Here is a 15,778-nt window from a genome sequence, read left to right as displayed (position 1 = left end):
ATTTGTAGATTATTTTATTCATTAACTGTTGTTGTTTCAACTTCAGCAAAATTCGGTGCTACTTGGCCGTTAGTATATTGGTATGCAGGCCAATCATATTTGTAAATAGTATATTCAAAAGCCTTGCGTAAACGTGCATCAGCATTAAATTTCCAGTTAACATTTGAAATAAATTCATTAGTTCGAATCGTAATAGTCGTATTTTGAGAAGTTTTATAATTAGTTAAATCAAGATTACGGTCATTTGGACTAACTGAACCAACTACTGGGTGTTCTCTTGAGGCAACTGCATCTGTTTCTGATTTAAATAACGTTATTTTTCATTTTTGGTTTCTACCACCAGATTTGAATAATCCTGAGTTATTGTATATATCAGCCATTTTAGTTGCAAAAGTTGTAACTTCTTCTGTAGTAGCATGATGTTTTAAATAACCAAGATAATTAATCATATCTTGTTTATCTCAACCATCAATATACATACGAATATCTGTATTAGCACCATTACCTGTGGTTATTAATGCTTTGGTATTTATAATAACTTTGAGTTTTTTAACTTCTTCAGGCTGAGTTACAGTACCACCATTAGAACCATTATTTTGCTGTGGATCTTCTGGTTGGGCACCAGTAGTGTTATTTTGGTTTTTTTCTAGTTCTGCAACCTTTGCTGCTTTTTCGTCTAAATTACGTTTTTCAGTTGTTAATCTTGGTTTAACAGAATCAACTAAAAGTTCATAATCACTTAAAGCGGCATTAATTAGATCTTTATCACTTGTAGTGATAGTAATTAATTCTTTGTTCAAGATTGTTGCATGTTTTGATTTAAAATTTTCAATTGCTTGATTACGTATTTTTTCATCACTTTCAGCTTGTTCAAGTTCTTGAACGCGTTTTATTTTGTCATCTAAATTTCGTTTTTCGTTACTTAATTTAGCTTTAGTTCTAGTTTCTAATAAACTATAATCACTTAAAGCATTATTGATATCTTGCTTATCACTAGTGGTAATATCAAAAACTGACTTACCAAGAATAAGATTATGTTTTTGTTTAAAGTTCTTTTCGGCATTATCCTCGATTGTGCCAGAATTATCTGTTTTCACTGGAGGAGTATTTTGATTATTAGCATTACTTTCTAAAGCTGTGATCTTAACTAATAATCTTGCCAAAAGATTTTTCTCAGCAAGCAACTTATCTTTAGATTGCTCACTGAGTTCATCGTATTTAACTAGTGCAACATTTACTTTGAATTTGTCTTCTAAAGTAATGTTATCTTCTGTTTTAGATAATACTTCTTGATGGTCCTTTCGATATTTTGTTTCCACATTTTCAACTTGTGAACGTCTTGGAGTTGCGCTAACTGCAATAATGGTAGTTAAAATAGAAATACCTAATGCACTTGCTCCACCAATAAGGATTAATTGCTTCTTAGTTAATTTTAACAATTTATCCTTCATGTTCTGGATTGAGTTTTTCATGTTTGTGTTATATAAAATTCCTTTCAATTAAATATTATTTGTCACGGTTTAATTATAGCATATATATATATATATAAAATATTAAATTAACCCCAAAACGTATTATATAGGCACAAAAGAAATAATTTTAATTTTTTTGCATTAAAAAATATTTAAAAAAGAAATAAAACTATCAAATAAATAGATAAAAAGATAAAGAATTAGTATCTTTATCTTTTTAGTAATTTTTCTTTTAATTCCAAAATCTCAGTTACTTTATTCAATCTTTCTCATGGTAGATCTAAATCATCACGCCCAAAATGTCCAAAGTAGGCTGTTTTAGCATAAATTGGTTTTTGTAATTCTAAAGTATCAATAATTGCTTTAGGTCTTAGATCAAATAATTGGTGCACAATTTGGTAAATAATATCTTTTGAAACTGTTTCAGTTTCAAAAGTTTCTACCAAAATTGAAACTGGTTTTGCGATCCCAATTGCATATGAGATTTGGATTTCAAGTTTACTAGCTAAATTTGCTGCAACTAAGTTTTTAGCTACTCACCTTGCAGCATATGCGCCAGAGCGATCAACTTTAGTAGCATCTTTGCCACTAAAAGCTCCGCCGCCATGCCTAGATGCTCCGCCATAAGTATCGACAATAATCTTACGACCAGTTAATCCAGTATCGCCAGTTGGTCCGCCAACTACAAATTTACCTGTAGGATTAATTAAAGTATGTTTTGGAGTATCCAAATCATACTTTGCTAAAACTGGTTTAATAATCTTTTCTTTAATATAGTTTTTAAATTCACTTTCAACATATTTTTCACTATGTTGAATACTCATTAAAACTGTATCAACTAAGGTTTGCTTTGGATCAGTGTAATCCAAAGTAACTTGTGATTTCATATCAGCTTTAGCTCATTTAAAATCCTGGCTAACTCTTAAACTTTCAGCTTTTTTGACCAATTCATGGGCTAATGTAATAGCTAAAGGCATATAACTCTTAGTTTCATTAGTGGCATAACCAAACATAATCCCCTGGTCACCTGCTCCTATTTCGTTATTATCCAAAATAACTCCTTGAGAAATATCTGGACTTTGGCGGCGTATATCAGTAATAATGCTGGTATGACTGGTAAAATAATTTAATGATTTTAAGATATTAATAATTATTTCAACAACATAAATATCAGCCTTTGATTGAACCTCTCCAGCTACAAAAATAATATTGCCACTTGCTAATGTTTCAATAGCAACTTTTGAATCAGGGTCTAATTTTAGATACTCATCTAAAATTGCATCTGAGATTTGGTCACATAATTTATCAGGGTGCCCGCGCCCCACTGATTCACTAGTAAATAAATTTTTCATAAATAAAAACCTCGCATTCTTTCTATGTGAGGTATAAAGACATTTACAGTATGTTAAGTTGATCCAACTTCTGGCTATCCACCTTACACTTTGTGCAGGTTGGCGATGGTTAAAGCTGCCTAGCTACCATCTTCTTTATACCTTGTTTTGTTTATTATATTACAAAATATAAAAATATCAAAGCTATTTAATATATTTTATAATGCAAATTATTTTAGTTATTTGCAACCAAATAAAATATATATGGTTTATAATAATAATTAATATGAGAAACGCAGCAATTTTTAGTGATGTTGATGGAACAATTTATCCATTTCCATCAAAAATCTTACCTGAAAAAAATAAATTAAAAGTTAATGAAATAGTTCAAAAAGGTGTTAATTTTGTAATTAGCACAGGAAATGGGCCATACCCAAAAATTAAAAAACTTGCAAAAACCTTGGGGGCTAGATATATATCTTTTTCTAATGGTGCATTTTTATATGATAATTTAAAACACGAAATTTTAAATATTGAATATATTGATCATAATGAGGCTCAAAAAATATGATCTTTAGCTAAAGAATTTAACTTACCATTGTATTATTTTGGGACAGAAAGATTTTTCTTAAAAGATGCAACTAAAGAGCAAAAACAATTCTTTACAGATTTTTGTGAATATGAAGCATGGATTGAAGATGGCTTAATTCCTGATGATTTGCATAAAATTGAAATTTATGGTGATCCTAAATTATTAAAAGCATTTTATGATAAAGCATTAGAGCAAAAAATTAACCTTAACATTGTTTTATTAGCAAGACATATTGAAATAACTAAATTAGGTATTTCAAAAGGTTCAGGTCTTAAATGATTTTGTGAAAAGATTTTTAATTTAGATGTTAGCGATGCAATGGCAATTGGGGATAGTCAAAATGATATTTCAATGTTCCAAATGGCTGGATATTCATATGCAATGGAAAATACAGATCCCGAAACTATGCAATATGCTAAATATTATACATCAAGCGTAGAACAAGCCGGACTTGCTGAAGCAATTGACGATTATTTATACCGTATTGATTGAGATTTAAAAAGAGAAATCTCACAACAAGGACCCAAACATTCTAAATAGTCAACATGTTGACTATTTTTATCATATATTATAAGGAGGTAATATGTATCAAAAAATCTTAATTCGCTATGGAGAATTAGTCTTAAAAAAGAAAAATCGTAAAACTTTTATTAATTATTTAGCAAATAATATAAAGCATATCTTAGGCGAAGCACCAGAAGTAGAGTTTGACCGCATGTATGTAACTTATTCCAAAGAAAATTTAGAAAATTTAAAATATGTCTTTGGAATAAGTTCTTATTCACCAGTTTTAGTTCTTGAAAATAATTTAGATAAATTTAAACAATCATTAAATGTTTTATTAAATAAAAATACTAAAACATTTAAAATAGCCGCAAGACGTAATTATAAAGCTTTTGAATATACTTCAAATGAGTTAAATCATAATTTAGGATCATATTTATTAAAAAATTATGATTTAAAAGTGGATGTACATGATCCTGATCAAATTTTTTATTTAGAAGTAAGACAAAAAGCTTCATATATGTTTAGTAATTATATAAAAGGACTAGGTGGGCTGCCAGTAGGTTCATCAGGTAAAATCTTACATTTATTATCAGGAGGCTTTGATTCCCCAGTTGCAGCTTGGCAATTAATGAAGCGAGGTTTAAAAGTTGATTGTTTAAGCTTTATGACTCCGCCGCAAACTGATCAATTAACATTAGATAAAATTCACAACATAGTTAAAACCTTAAATAAATATCAAATTACGAGTAATTTGATTATTGCAAATTATTCTCATTTGATGAATTATATTGCATTTGTGTCAAAAGAATCATATAAAATAACTTTAATGCGCCGCAGTTTTTACAGAATTGCAGAGCAAATAGCTTTAAAAAATAAAATATCAGGTATTTCAAACGGCGAAAACTTAGGACAAGTTGCCTCGCAAACATTAGAATCAATGCACGTGATTGGCTCAGTGACTACCTTACCAATCTTACGTCCTTTATTAACATTTGATAAAAATGAAATTATTCAAATTGCTAAAGATATTAATACATACCAAATATCAATTATTCAAGCTAACGAAACTTGTGAATTATTTGCACCTAAAGAGCCTGTAACTAAGCCGTCTCTTGCAGTTGCAAAATTATTAGAACAAGAACTTAATCAACTTCCAGATTTAGAACAAGAGTTAATTAAAAATTCTTTAGAATATCATAAATATAGTTTAAAAGATGAAAACTAAAATTTACATTGATTTTGAAGCTATTACTTTTAATTATTTAACTCCCTTAAATTATGTATATTTTAAAGAATTACAAGATCAAAAGCTTGACTTGCCCTTTTGTTATACACTTGGTGTCGTAAACTCAAAAAATAAATTAAAAACAGTCTCGCAAACTTTTGATCTTAAACCCATTGCAAAGTTTAAACCCTTTGATGTTTTTTGAACTAAAGCAAAAACATTATTTTTAAAAGATTTGAGGATTTTATTGCATACTAAAAATCTAGATTTTAATCAAATTGAATTTTATTCTTGAAATAATTCGCTTGAATCAAAATTATTAACAAAGTTTTTTAATGTTGAATCAAATGACTTATCAAAAGGGCGCTCAATTTCACTTGATAAATTAGTTCCATTAAATGAATTTGAAGATGATAATTTTCAAACTATAATTAATATGCAAGCCAATAAACTTACTAAGCGCATTAAATTTCAAGATAATGATAGCAAAGGGAAAATTGCAGCATGCCTAGGTGCTTTAATCATTGCTTGTCAAAATAGTTTTTATGCTCGAAACCTTAAAATATCTAAACCCTTAACACAAAAACAAATTGATGATATCTTAGCAGTTATTTTAGCTTATAATAAAAATGATGTTTTAAAATTACATTATGTGGATATGCATAGCCAGCAAACCACAGAAATTATTAATAAAATAACGAAGTTAAACCACAATAAATCTAAAATTATTAATGAAATTAATAAATTATCTAGTTGAATTAAAGACCTAGAAATTGCTCATACAGAATATAAAATCTCGTATAATATGAATTTGCAACAATTAATGGAATATTTAAATAAAGCTATTCAAAATTTAGAAACTCACAACTTTAATCCTAAACAACCTTCTAATCAACATAAGTTTTATAACAAACTACTTTTATTAGTTGTGCGCCGTGGTAAATTTGATTTATATATTAAAAACCTTGATGCTAAATTAAATACTCTAAAACAAAATTTGCTACATGCTATTAATTTATTAAATCAAAAATTAGAATTAGCAAAACAAGAAATTGAGCAAACTCCACAAAAAATAATTAGAAAAAACCAAGCCAAGTAAACTGGGAAATTTTTTTCGGACGGTTTAACCTTCCCCAACCATACCATTTGGCTAAGCCAAACGGAATGCTTTGGGAAGGTTTTTTTATCTTATTCTTTTATAATTATATCAGTTTATAAATTCTTTGATTTTTTGTGATAATTCAATAAAAGTAAGTTTTTTACAGGTTTGATCAAAATTTGGGAAAATTTCACTTTTAAGAATTGAAAAGAAATACTCAATTTCACGATTGTCAAGACTATTACCAATTCTTGACATTGATATTTTACCTTTTAGTGATTTTATTTTTTTAGTATATTCGACCGACGAATAAGCAGTTCCATGGTCAGAATGTAAAATAAAATTATTTTTGAATTTTGTATTACTGATATTATTCAAAATTAGTTCAGTATCATTTCTAAGTGATAATTCATAGGTCACAAACTTAGTTTTATGATCAATAATTGCAGATAAATAAATATGATTTTGTTCAATATCTTTTGGTGCTGGTATGTAGGTCACGTCTGTTGCATATATATTATTGTTACGTGAATTATAATCTCTTTTTACTAAATCAGGTATTTTAATACTAGTATTTTTAGATTCCTTGGTTTTACGTTTTTGTCTAACAAATGTTTTCAAATTAAGCTTTTTCATATAATTTCCTAGGGTTCTAGGATTTATTTGAATATTATATTCTTGGAAAATATATTTAGCAAGTCTCCTTCGTCCATACCTTTCTTTATTTTCGACAAAACTTTGAAAAATTATTTCTTTGTGTTTAACCTTTAGTTCTTTAGTCTTGTTGTTATCTTTCAATTTCTCGTAATATGTAGATCTTGAAACACATATCATTTTAGATTTTTTAGTATGTGAAAGATTCTTGATTTTCTTTATCTTTGAGATATCTGCATCAATATTATTTTCATTAAAAATTCGATAGTAGTATTTTATAACTGCATCTTTTTCATCATCTTTAAGAGTATCAATTCATGTATAATCGAGAACTTTCTTTTTCTTTCTCCCAACACCTTTATCTTTCTTAGGTGATTTACCGCTTTGTGATTCTATGTTCATATTTAAATTATACAGTTTTCTTTTCTTTAACATATTTCTCATTGATTCTTTATTTCAGTATACTTTTCTGATATCAAAACAGAAATTATCAAATTCTGCCTTCGTTATTCCCAGGTTCAAATATTTATCGTATAAGTCAAAAATTTTGATTCATTCTTTAGTCTTTAAATGCCTCATAACTACCTCTCTTTCTTTATATTAAAAATATTCGGATTTTGTCCGAATATTTTTTCCCTGTCTACAAGTAAAGTTGGCTTGGTTTTCTAAATAAAATTATTTGTCTTTGTAGCCTTTGCCATCACGGATTTTTCCATTTTCTCCGTGAATATAAAAAGTTCCACTGTGTTTTTTAGCTAATTCTCTTGCATAAGGAATAGCTTCTTTTTGTGTATCGAATAAACTAGTCGCTCTTTCAGCTCCTTCACGGTACACTCTTCATTTATCTTTTTCTTTATCTTTTGTGATATGTCAAACAGGTCTTAATTCTTTTTTGTCTTCCATTTTATACCTCCTGGTCTAATTGTTCTATTCTAACTTGGTGTCTGCCACCTTCAAATTCTGTTTTAATATATTCATCAACCATAGCCTTTGCTTCGTCAAATGATATTTGACGCCCGCCAAATACAAGCACATTAGCATTGTTATGTTGTTTTGCTAAGTGAGCATCTTCTAATGATACTACTCTTGCTGCTCTAATTGCTTTATGACGATTTAAAGCATAAGAGATGCCAAGTCCAGTACCACACATAGCAATCCCAAAATCTGGTTGTTCTTTAGTAATGTAATTGGCTAATTTATGACCTTGTTCAGCATAACTTACTGAATTAGAATCGGTATCAGGTCCTAAGTCTACAATTTCATAACCTAGTGATGCTACATATTCTTTTAGCTGCTCTTTCAATGCAAAAGCTGCATGATCGCTTGAAAAAGCAATAACTTTTTTCTTCATTATACTCCTATTAGTTGTGTAAGTTCAATATCTTTAGTATATAAATTATACATTAAAATTAATAATAACAAAAATCATATGAATAAATGTTATTTTTTGTCCAATGACAACTATTTAGGCCCATATATAAATCCCTCCGAAAATGAACTAATTTAATAAAATATGGTATAAATTATTTATGATAATCAAACATAACATAGATAAGTACAAAAACTTAACAAACTACGAACTAAAAAAACAGCAATCTCTCATATTAATTGCTGCTAATATTGAAAAATCTTTATCGAAACTTAGTTTAATTACAAACCTTAGTGTATCAACTGTAAAAAGATATAAAAAAATAATAAAAAGTAATCAAGAAATTGACATCAGTCATAAAAATAAAAATCAACAAAGAAGTTGCAAAGTTACCGATTCAGAAATTGAATTAGTGTTTAAAGATTATTTAAAAACATGTGAAATTATTTTAAACAGTGTTTAACAAATAACCAACTTTCGTTTAAAAGTTATTATTATTCAGAATATGGTTCTTTTATAAGGCAAAAAATTTCTTACAAAACTTTGGTAAGAAGATTCAACCAATTAGGATTATTTAATATACATACAACCAAAAGAGGAAGAAAAATAGCAAAATTATCAAAGAAGAAAACTTCACAAGAGACAACATTGCTATTAAAAAAATATTATAAACAAATTAAACAAAATGAAAAACAAAGACAAGTTTTGGGTCTAAAGAAAAATTTAGAATTTGGTGAAATTGTTGAAATCGATGCTCAGCTTGAACCATATTTAAAAAATAAAAAACCATTCTATCTTTATCATGCAATTGATGTTGCCACTGGAACATTATTAGCAGCATGATTTGAAGAACAAGAAACAACGTTAGGATATCAAAGACTGTTAGAAATAGTATTTAAGAAATATGGATTTCCAAAGAAAATTTATACTGATAAAAGAAGAACTTTTTGGGGAAACGAAAACACACAAACAATTTTTGAAAAAGATTTAAATAAAAAAGGAATAGAAGTACTCAGTTCATCTAATCCCAAACATAAACCACACGTTGAGAGATCTTTTAGAACATCATTAGACAAATACCCATTATTAATTCATGAAAACGGATATAAAGATATTAACGATTTAAAGCAAAACAACGAAGTATTTCAAAATTATTACAACACGAGGAATAAAAAAATAATTTCTAAACATAATGTCTTTCAAAAAGAAGGAAAGAAAAACGGCAATTGAGCCGTTGATTTAGAGATTAATAGAAAAGTTTTAAATGGTGTTGTTAGATACCAAGGCAAAAACCTTGCGGCTTTTGATATGCATGACAAAAGGATTGTATTTCCTTATAATTCTGATGTTGTGTTAGTACATTGTTCTGATGATAATTTGTATTTTAAATATAATGGAAAAAAATACTTTGCCAAAGAACCTAATGGAAAATATCTAAGCTTTACAGAAATGTGAGCTCTTGAGAAAGGTTTAGATTATTCTATCCCTGCCGTTGGAAAACTAGCATTTATCCATAAGAAAACAAACTCATTTTTTAAAACTCTTGAATTATACATCTCAAAGTTTAATAGTGTCTCTGTGAATGCACAAGGAAATAACCTTGAAGCCAATAAGATTATGGCTGAGTATTTAGAGATACTTCGAACATTACACAGAAGCATCAATGATGAAATAAAAATTGATGCATATTAATTTTAATATTTTTTAATAAAAAAGAAAATAATAAAAATAGAAAACACGGGCACGTGTTTTCTGGGAGTTTTGCTTACTTTTTCAAAAGTAAGGCCCCCTTGATTGCAATCAAGGGCGGGGGGTTTAAAAATCTTTTTGTTTCATTTTGAAATTTTATAGTTAATTTAACAATATACATAATTATGTCTTGATTTTTTAGACAGTAAAAATATCAAAAAATATATAAATTTCCTAATTTAGTTGCCAAAGAAGAGAAAAATTTTTTTTCTTTGTTTTTTCGTTATCTTTTTTTGCAACAAAGGAATCCATAATATAAATCAAAAAATAAAAAAATGATTAACCCCAAGAGTCTGGGCAAAAAATTAAAAAAGTAGTGCAAAAAAGTAGTTATTCTACAAATAATAACAAAAATCATATGAATAAATGTTATTTTTTGTTTTTATGTATAGTACAAAAAGAATTAAATATCATTTATATATACATATGAAAAATTAATTTAACGTTATTTTTTTAATAAACAAGTATTAATTCTTGTATTCAGTAGATATTATGAAATTAACTAAATCCAGAAATTACATATGGTATAATTATTATAAGCGAATCAAAAAAAACCTTATCTTTTATATTAAAATGCTTATATTAAAGTTTTTCGCTAAATTGCATACATAAATATTTAAGGAGATATTATGACTAAATTAAAATTCAAAAATCTGGTTATATGACCAGTTACAACACACGTAGTAAGGAATGAAAATGAATAAAAAAATATTATTGATTGGATCTTTATTAACTCCACTTATTGCTTTTTCGTGTACACATACCAAACCACATGAGCCTTCAAAACCAAATCCTGTGCCCGTTCCACCAACATCTAGCCCATCATATGGATCATATAAACCTCCTCAAGCTTCATGAAAACAAAAAGTTAAAGATGATATAGAAAAAATTTATAAGAAGGCTTTTGATAAATTCACAAAATTTATAATTAGAGCTAGATTTATACCACCTACAGCTGACGAAAATTTTGAAAAGATTGTGAATGGTAACTATAATAGAATTAATTTTGGGTTCTTTGATCCTGTTGCTGAAAGTAAAAAATTCCATGATTGGATTAAAATCCAAAACAAGGATGATTTTGATCAAATTATTATCAAAAGATTTCAAGAATTAAATAATCGTAATGATGTACATACTGATGAAACTGAAATAAGAGAGTATTTTCAAAAAGTATATTTAAAAAATCAAGATGTATATGAATTTTTAAAAAACAATGATATTTATATCACAGATTCTACTTCTAATTTTGCATATTGATACATCGTGCCTTTTGAAGAGAATAACTCTGTTGTTTTAAATATAATTGATGATGTAATACCTAGAGTTGAACCTGCTGCATTAAGTTATCATACAACATGAGGTGTATTTAGTTTTCCTAAAAATAAAGATATTACAATTAAAAATATAAAAGTCGACAGAAACAATGATGACGAAATTGCTTATTTAGAGAAGTTTAAAGCTGAGCTCTATAATTGGTATAACAACGAATATAAGAAATATTATAATGATTAAAATGTAGTTAAAAGTTATATGAAAGATAAAACCTTCATATAACTTTTTTTATTATTAAATAGTGTTATTTTTAACTTATTGAACTATAATTTAAACATGAAACAAAGGATTGATAAATTTATATCTCATAATACTAATTATTCACGAAATGAAGCAAAAAAATTAATAAATAAAGGTAAAGTTAAAGTAAATAATGGAATTATTAAAGATCCAGGTTTAATAATTGCATTACAAGATCAAATTATAGTTAATGATGTAATTATAAAAAATAATCAAGAAATTTATCTGATTTTAAATAAACCTAAAGGTTATATTTGTGCAAATTTTGATAAAATGCATCAAACTGTCTTTGATTTACTGCCTGAATATTTAAAATCACTTAATAATATTCATACAATTGGCCGCCTTGATTTAGATACTACTGGCCTATTAATTATTACTACTGATGGTAATTTAACTCATAAGTTAACAAGCCCTAAAAAAGATTTATTGAAAACGTATTTTGTAACAGTTGATAAACCCTTAGATAAAAACTTGATAAATATTTTCAAAGCAGGGTTTAACCTTGGGAATTTTTATACTTTACCAGCTTACTTAACTATTTTAGATAAATTTCATGCAAACTTGAAAATATCTGAAGGGAAATTTCACCAAGTAAAACGGATGTTTGCAAAATTTGGATATACTGTAACAGACTTAAAACGAACAAAAATTGGGTTTTTAAGTTTGCCTGATGGTTTATCTGAAGGAAAATATAAAATCCTAAATAAAGAAGAATTAATTAAATTAATATTTGAAAAATAAAATATGGAAACAATTCCACCTTTTTTTTATTTTTCTTTGTATAATCTATTTAATTATTAATATTTTCTATTAAAATATAACATTATAGAATTTAAAGCAAATTAACAATATATGGGAGGTATATTATGAATATTAAAGGTATCGGAGCATCAAAAGGTGTAGCAATTTCAAAAATCTTCAAAATCGAAGAATTACCGGTTGAAATTACTCAAAAAACTAATGATGTACAAGGTGAACTTAATTTATATCAAGAAGCAAGAGAAAAAGTTGTAGCAAAAATACAGCAAACTAAAAAACTGGCACAAGACCCAGAACATGCTGCAATCTTTGAAGCACATATTGGCTTTGTCAATGATCCTTTTGCAATTGAAACAATTGAAAATAATATTAAAAATAATTCTGAAACAGCAGAATATGCTGTTAAAGAATTTTACACGAGTTTTGCAAGTACGTTTGAAATGATGGATGATGAATATATGCGTGAAAGAGCCGCTGATATCAAAGATGTACTTAAAAAACTTTTATACGTTTTAAATGGCTTAGAAGAACCTGATTTAGCTAATATTAGCGAAGAAGTCGTTATTGTTGCTCAAGATCTAAGTCCATCACAAACAGTACAATTAAACAAAGAATTTGTTAAAGGATTTGTAACAAATATTGGTGGACCTACATCGCATACAGCTATTATGGCCCGTAGCCTTGGAATTCCATCTGTAGTTGGAGCAGCAGGTGTTATGGAACATGCAATGCATGGGGATTTAATCACCTTAGATGGAGCAACTGGAGAGGTTATTTTAAATCCTAATCAAGAAGAAACCCAAAAATTCCAGGTTGCAAAAGAAAAATATTTAAATTATTTGGCAATGCTTACAAAACTAAAGGGACAAGAATCAAAAACTCTTGATGGTAAACATGTAGAATTAGCCGCTAATATTGGTACACCAAAAGACTTACCTGGTGTTATTGACAATGATGCTGAAGGTATTGGATTATTTAGATCAGAATTTTTATACATGGATAATGCTAATTGACCAACTGAAGAAGAACAATTTAATGCTTATAAAGCAGTTGTTGAGGGCATGAAAGGTAAAAGAGTTGTTATTAGAACTTTAGATATTGGTGGTGATAAAACCTTAAAATACTTTAAGTTCCCAGAAGAAATGAATCCATTTTTAGGTTACCGTGCAATTAGATTTTGTTTACAAAACTTAGATATTTTCAAAACACAATTACGTGCCTTAATTCGCGCTAGTGAATTTGGAAAAGTTGCAATTATGTTCCCAATGATTACAAATGTACGTGAATTTTTAGATGCGAAAGAAGTATTTATAAAATGTTACAATGAATTAAAAGATCAATATCCAAACATTAAGCCAATCTATGATATAGAAGTTGGATTAATGATTGAAACTCCTGCAGCAGCTATTTTAGCAGATAAATTTAGTGAACATGCCGACTTTGTTTCAATTGGTACAAATGATTTAATTCAATACTCAATGGCCGCTGATCGTATGAATGAAAATATTTCTTATTTATATCAACCATTAAATCCATCAGTTTTACGTTTAATTAGTCATGTAATTAAAGGTGCTCATAAAAATGGTAAATGAGCAGGTATGTGTGGTGAAATGGCTGGTGATAAACGTGCTATCCCACTTTTAGTAGGGTTAGGACTTGATGAATTTTCAATGAGTGCAAGCAGTGTTTTAGATGCCCGTGATTTAATTAATAATTTAAATTATGAACAAATGAAAGATTTAGCAAATCGTGCTTTAGACTTAAGCACACAAGATGAAGTATTAGCATTATTAAATGAAGAATTAGTATAAGAAAAAGTTGGTTATCCTTATAACCAACTTTTTATATTAAAAAAAGTTAAATCCGCTTGGTGTTTGGTTGGTATCTTGTTTTTTAGTATTGTCTCATTTAAAGGTTGTTAATTTATCTTTTACTTCGCCATCGATCGAAAAGGCAGCTTTAAAAAATCCTAAAATTGATGCTAAAGAATTCATTAAGACTGGGATACTGGAAACTATGGCACTAATACTAAAAGCAGCATTAGTTTGCTTAAGTTCTTGTTCATCTAATTTTTCTAAATTACTTAATTTCATGCTTATTTCTCCTTCCGTTTAATTGATAAATTATTTTTATATGCAAGACTAAAAAAGTAAAAAAATAAGACCATAATTAGGTCTTAGTAATTATTATTCAACATAATCAGTGCTAAAGAGCCCTTGGATCTGAGTTACTTTTTCAACTGAGATTCAAATTTTAGGATCAATTTGTTTTAAGTCTGCAATAATATTATTTGCTTCTAAGCTTAAAAGCACTGTGACGATTTTTGTTCCTTCTTGATTTGTATAACCAGAGATATATTTTTCAATGCGATATGAATGTCAAAAATTAATTAATTTAAAATATGCAATGACAATCTCGGGATTTGAACTAATAATAGTTAATGAAACTTTCTTATATTTCGGGTATAGTAAATTTACTACTAAATTTACTACAATAATATATATAAAAGTAGTAATTTCACGCATACCAAAATAAATCTTTGATTCATAATAATTTTTGGTAATGAGTTCATGTTGCTTAGTTACTGCTTCAAGATTTTGGTTAATTCCTTTATAATCATGTAATTGTGCATATTCTTGAGAATTTAAAGCCATAATTTGCTGAATTGTTAAAGGTTCTTCTTTTAAATAATTTGGCTTAATAAATGCAAAAATAATTAAGAAAACTAAGGCACTCGCAAAGCCTAGAGTTGATAATACTTGACCAATACTTTTTTTAGCTTTAGTTGAAAAATAATATCCAATAATATCAGTCCCACCTGTTGAGCCACCAGATTTTCAAGCCAATGAAATTCCAAGGCCCACTAATGAAGCTCCGATAATTGCATTAATTAAATTACTTCAATTTGTGTATGGTAAGTATTTTTCAGTTAAGACAATTTTATCTTTAAACCATTCTGAGACTTCTGGAGTAGTAAAGATCAGGTTAGTTAAAATTTGAAATAACATAAAAATAAAAGTAAAGAGGATAAAACTTAGTTTTACTTTTTTAAAAAAGATTAAAAATAGCGGTAAATTACAAACTAAATAAATTAAAGCAAAATAAGGTTCAGTTGCCGGTACTATATATTGAATTAAAGTGGGGATTCCAGTTACCCCTGAAGGAATTGTTTCAGCAGGTTTTAAGAATACTTGAATTCCACCATTAAATATAAGGGCTGCTCAAAAGAGCATAAAAATTCTAAATCAATATCTTTGGACAATTTCTTTAAAAGATAATTTTCCTTTTTGACAGTTATGCAAGTATTTCCCCATTTTAAATTTTAATAATTCAGCATTATTAGCACAATTATCAAGTTTTTGCTCTAAATTATTTGCCTGACTATCTTTATTTAAAAAACTAAACAAGATATTTTTTTGTTTTTCTTGGCTTTGGTCCATATTGGG

15 protein-coding genes are annotated in these 15,778 nt (G+C 27.7%); 8 read left to right on the top strand and 7 right to left on the bottom strand.

Features of this window, described 5'->3' with window-relative positions; genetic code table 4:
- Positions 1 to 14: 14 nt before the first annotated feature.
- Both AC0B4T_RS01060 and metK read right to left on the bottom strand, forming a co-directional pair.
- The gene (locus AC0B4T_RS01060; protein WP_465102760.1) at positions 15 to 1,472 is read right to left on the bottom strand and encodes a hypothetical protein; all 1,458 of its coding nucleotides are present in this window, start codon (positions 1,470 to 1,472) and stop codon (positions 15 to 17) included.
- 209 nt (positions 1,473 to 1,681) lie between these two features.
- A complete protein-coding gene (gene metK / locus AC0B4T_RS01055) occupies positions 1,682 to 2,824 on the bottom strand; it encodes a methionine adenosyltransferase (protein ID WP_465102759.1) in 1,143 nt (380 codons plus the stop codon).
- 265 nt (positions 2,825 to 3,089) lie between these two features.
- On the opposite strand from metK, the gene AC0B4T_RS01050 reads away from it, so the two are divergent.
- From AC0B4T_RS01050 to AC0B4T_RS01040, 3 genes are read left to right on the top strand one after another with little or no spacing between them, the layout of a single operon-like run.
- Complete coding sequence (locus tag AC0B4T_RS01050) at positions 3,090 to 3,935, top strand: Cof-type HAD-IIB family hydrolase (RefSeq protein ID WP_465102758.1); 846 nt, start codon at positions 3,090 to 3,092, stop codon at positions 3,933 to 3,935.
- Positions 3,936 to 3,978: 43 nt separating this feature from the next.
- On the top strand, positions 3,979 to 5,127 hold the full coding sequence (gene thiI, locus AC0B4T_RS01045; protein ID WP_465102757.1) for a tRNA uracil 4-sulfurtransferase ThiI: 1,149 nt from the start codon (positions 3,979 to 3,981) through the stop codon (positions 5,125 to 5,127).
- Positions 5,117 to 6,226 carry a hypothetical protein gene (locus AC0B4T_RS01040; RefSeq protein ID WP_465102756.1) on the top strand — a complete coding sequence of 370 codons (1,110 nt, stop codon included), beginning with the start codon at positions 5,117 to 5,119 and terminating at the stop codon, positions 6,224 to 6,226. Before thiI ends, AC0B4T_RS01040 begins: the two co-directional genes overlap by 11 nt.
- A gap of 84 nt (positions 6,227 to 6,310) precedes the next feature.
- On the opposite strand, the gene AC0B4T_RS01035 is transcribed toward AC0B4T_RS01040, so the two are convergent.
- From AC0B4T_RS01035 to AC0B4T_RS01025, 3 genes are all read right to left on the bottom strand, one after another.
- Complete coding sequence (locus AC0B4T_RS01035; protein WP_465102614.1) at positions 6,311 to 7,459, bottom strand: IS3 family transposase; 1,149 nt, start codon at positions 7,457 to 7,459, stop codon at positions 6,311 to 6,313.
- Between the two features lie 96 nt (positions 7,460 to 7,555).
- A complete protein-coding gene (locus AC0B4T_RS01030) occupies positions 7,556 to 7,783 on the bottom strand; it encodes a DUF2188 domain-containing protein (RefSeq protein ID WP_465101735.1) in 228 nt (75 codons plus the stop codon).
- A gap of 1 nt (position 7,784) precedes the next feature.
- Positions 7,785 to 8,231, bottom strand: coding sequence for an RpiB/LacA/LacB family sugar-phosphate isomerase (locus AC0B4T_RS01025; protein ID WP_465102755.1), 447 nt, complete (start codon positions 8,229 to 8,231; stop codon positions 7,785 to 7,787).
- 178 nt (positions 8,232 to 8,409) lie between these two features.
- Here AC0B4T_RS01025 and AC0B4T_RS01020 point away from each other — a divergent pair, with 178 nt between their 5' ends.
- The 5 genes from AC0B4T_RS01020 to ptsP all read left to right on the top strand — a co-directional run bounded on the left by AC0B4T_RS01020 (position 8,410) and on the right by ptsP (position 14,143).
- Positions 8,410 to 8,712 (top strand): hypothetical protein, encoded by a 303-nt coding sequence (locus AC0B4T_RS01020; protein WP_465102754.1) that lies wholly within the window; start codon positions 8,410 to 8,412, stop codon positions 8,710 to 8,712.
- Positions 8,685 to 9,941 carry a transposase family protein gene (locus AC0B4T_RS01015; RefSeq protein ID WP_465102753.1) on the top strand — a complete coding sequence of 419 codons (1,257 nt, stop codon included), beginning with the start codon at positions 8,685 to 8,687 and terminating at the stop codon, positions 9,939 to 9,941. Before AC0B4T_RS01020 ends, AC0B4T_RS01015 begins: the two co-directional genes overlap by 28 nt.
- 753 nt (positions 9,942 to 10,694) lie before the next feature.
- Positions 10,695 to 11,510 carry a hypothetical protein gene (locus tag AC0B4T_RS01010; RefSeq protein ID WP_465102752.1) on the top strand — a complete coding sequence of 272 codons (816 nt, stop codon included), beginning with the start codon at positions 10,695 to 10,697 and terminating at the stop codon, positions 11,508 to 11,510.
- A 96-nt stretch (positions 11,511 to 11,606) separates the two neighbouring features.
- Complete coding sequence (locus tag AC0B4T_RS01005; protein WP_465102751.1) at positions 11,607 to 12,314, top strand: pseudouridine synthase; 708 nt, start codon at positions 11,607 to 11,609, stop codon at positions 12,312 to 12,314.
- A gap of 125 nt (positions 12,315 to 12,439) precedes the next feature.
- Positions 12,440 to 14,143, top strand: a complete 1,704-nt coding sequence (gene ptsP, locus AC0B4T_RS01000) for a phosphoenolpyruvate--protein phosphotransferase (protein ID WP_465102750.1) — start codon at positions 12,440 to 12,442, stop codon at positions 14,141 to 14,143.
- Positions 14,144 to 14,179: 36 nt separating this feature from the next.
- Here the strand turns inward: ptsP and AC0B4T_RS00995 are convergent, their stop codons facing one another.
- Together AC0B4T_RS00995 and AC0B4T_RS00990 are read right to left on the bottom strand one after the other, a co-directional pair.
- On the bottom strand, positions 14,180 to 14,425 hold the full coding sequence (locus AC0B4T_RS00995) for a hypothetical protein (protein ID WP_465101742.1): 246 nt from the start codon (positions 14,423 to 14,425) through the stop codon (positions 14,180 to 14,182).
- A gap of 93 nt (positions 14,426 to 14,518) precedes the next feature.
- On the bottom strand, positions 14,519 to 15,772 hold the full coding sequence (locus AC0B4T_RS00990; RefSeq protein WP_465102749.1) for a YitT family protein: 1,254 nt from the start codon (positions 15,770 to 15,772) through the stop codon (positions 14,519 to 14,521).
- Between the last annotated feature and the right edge of the window lie 6 nt (positions 15,773 to 15,778).

The sequence above is a fragment of the Mycoplasma sp. 10961 genome (genome assembly GCF_055523525.1).
The sequence above is the reverse complement of the archived record's forward strand: the minus strand, read 5'-3'. Positions and strand labels throughout refer to the sequence as shown.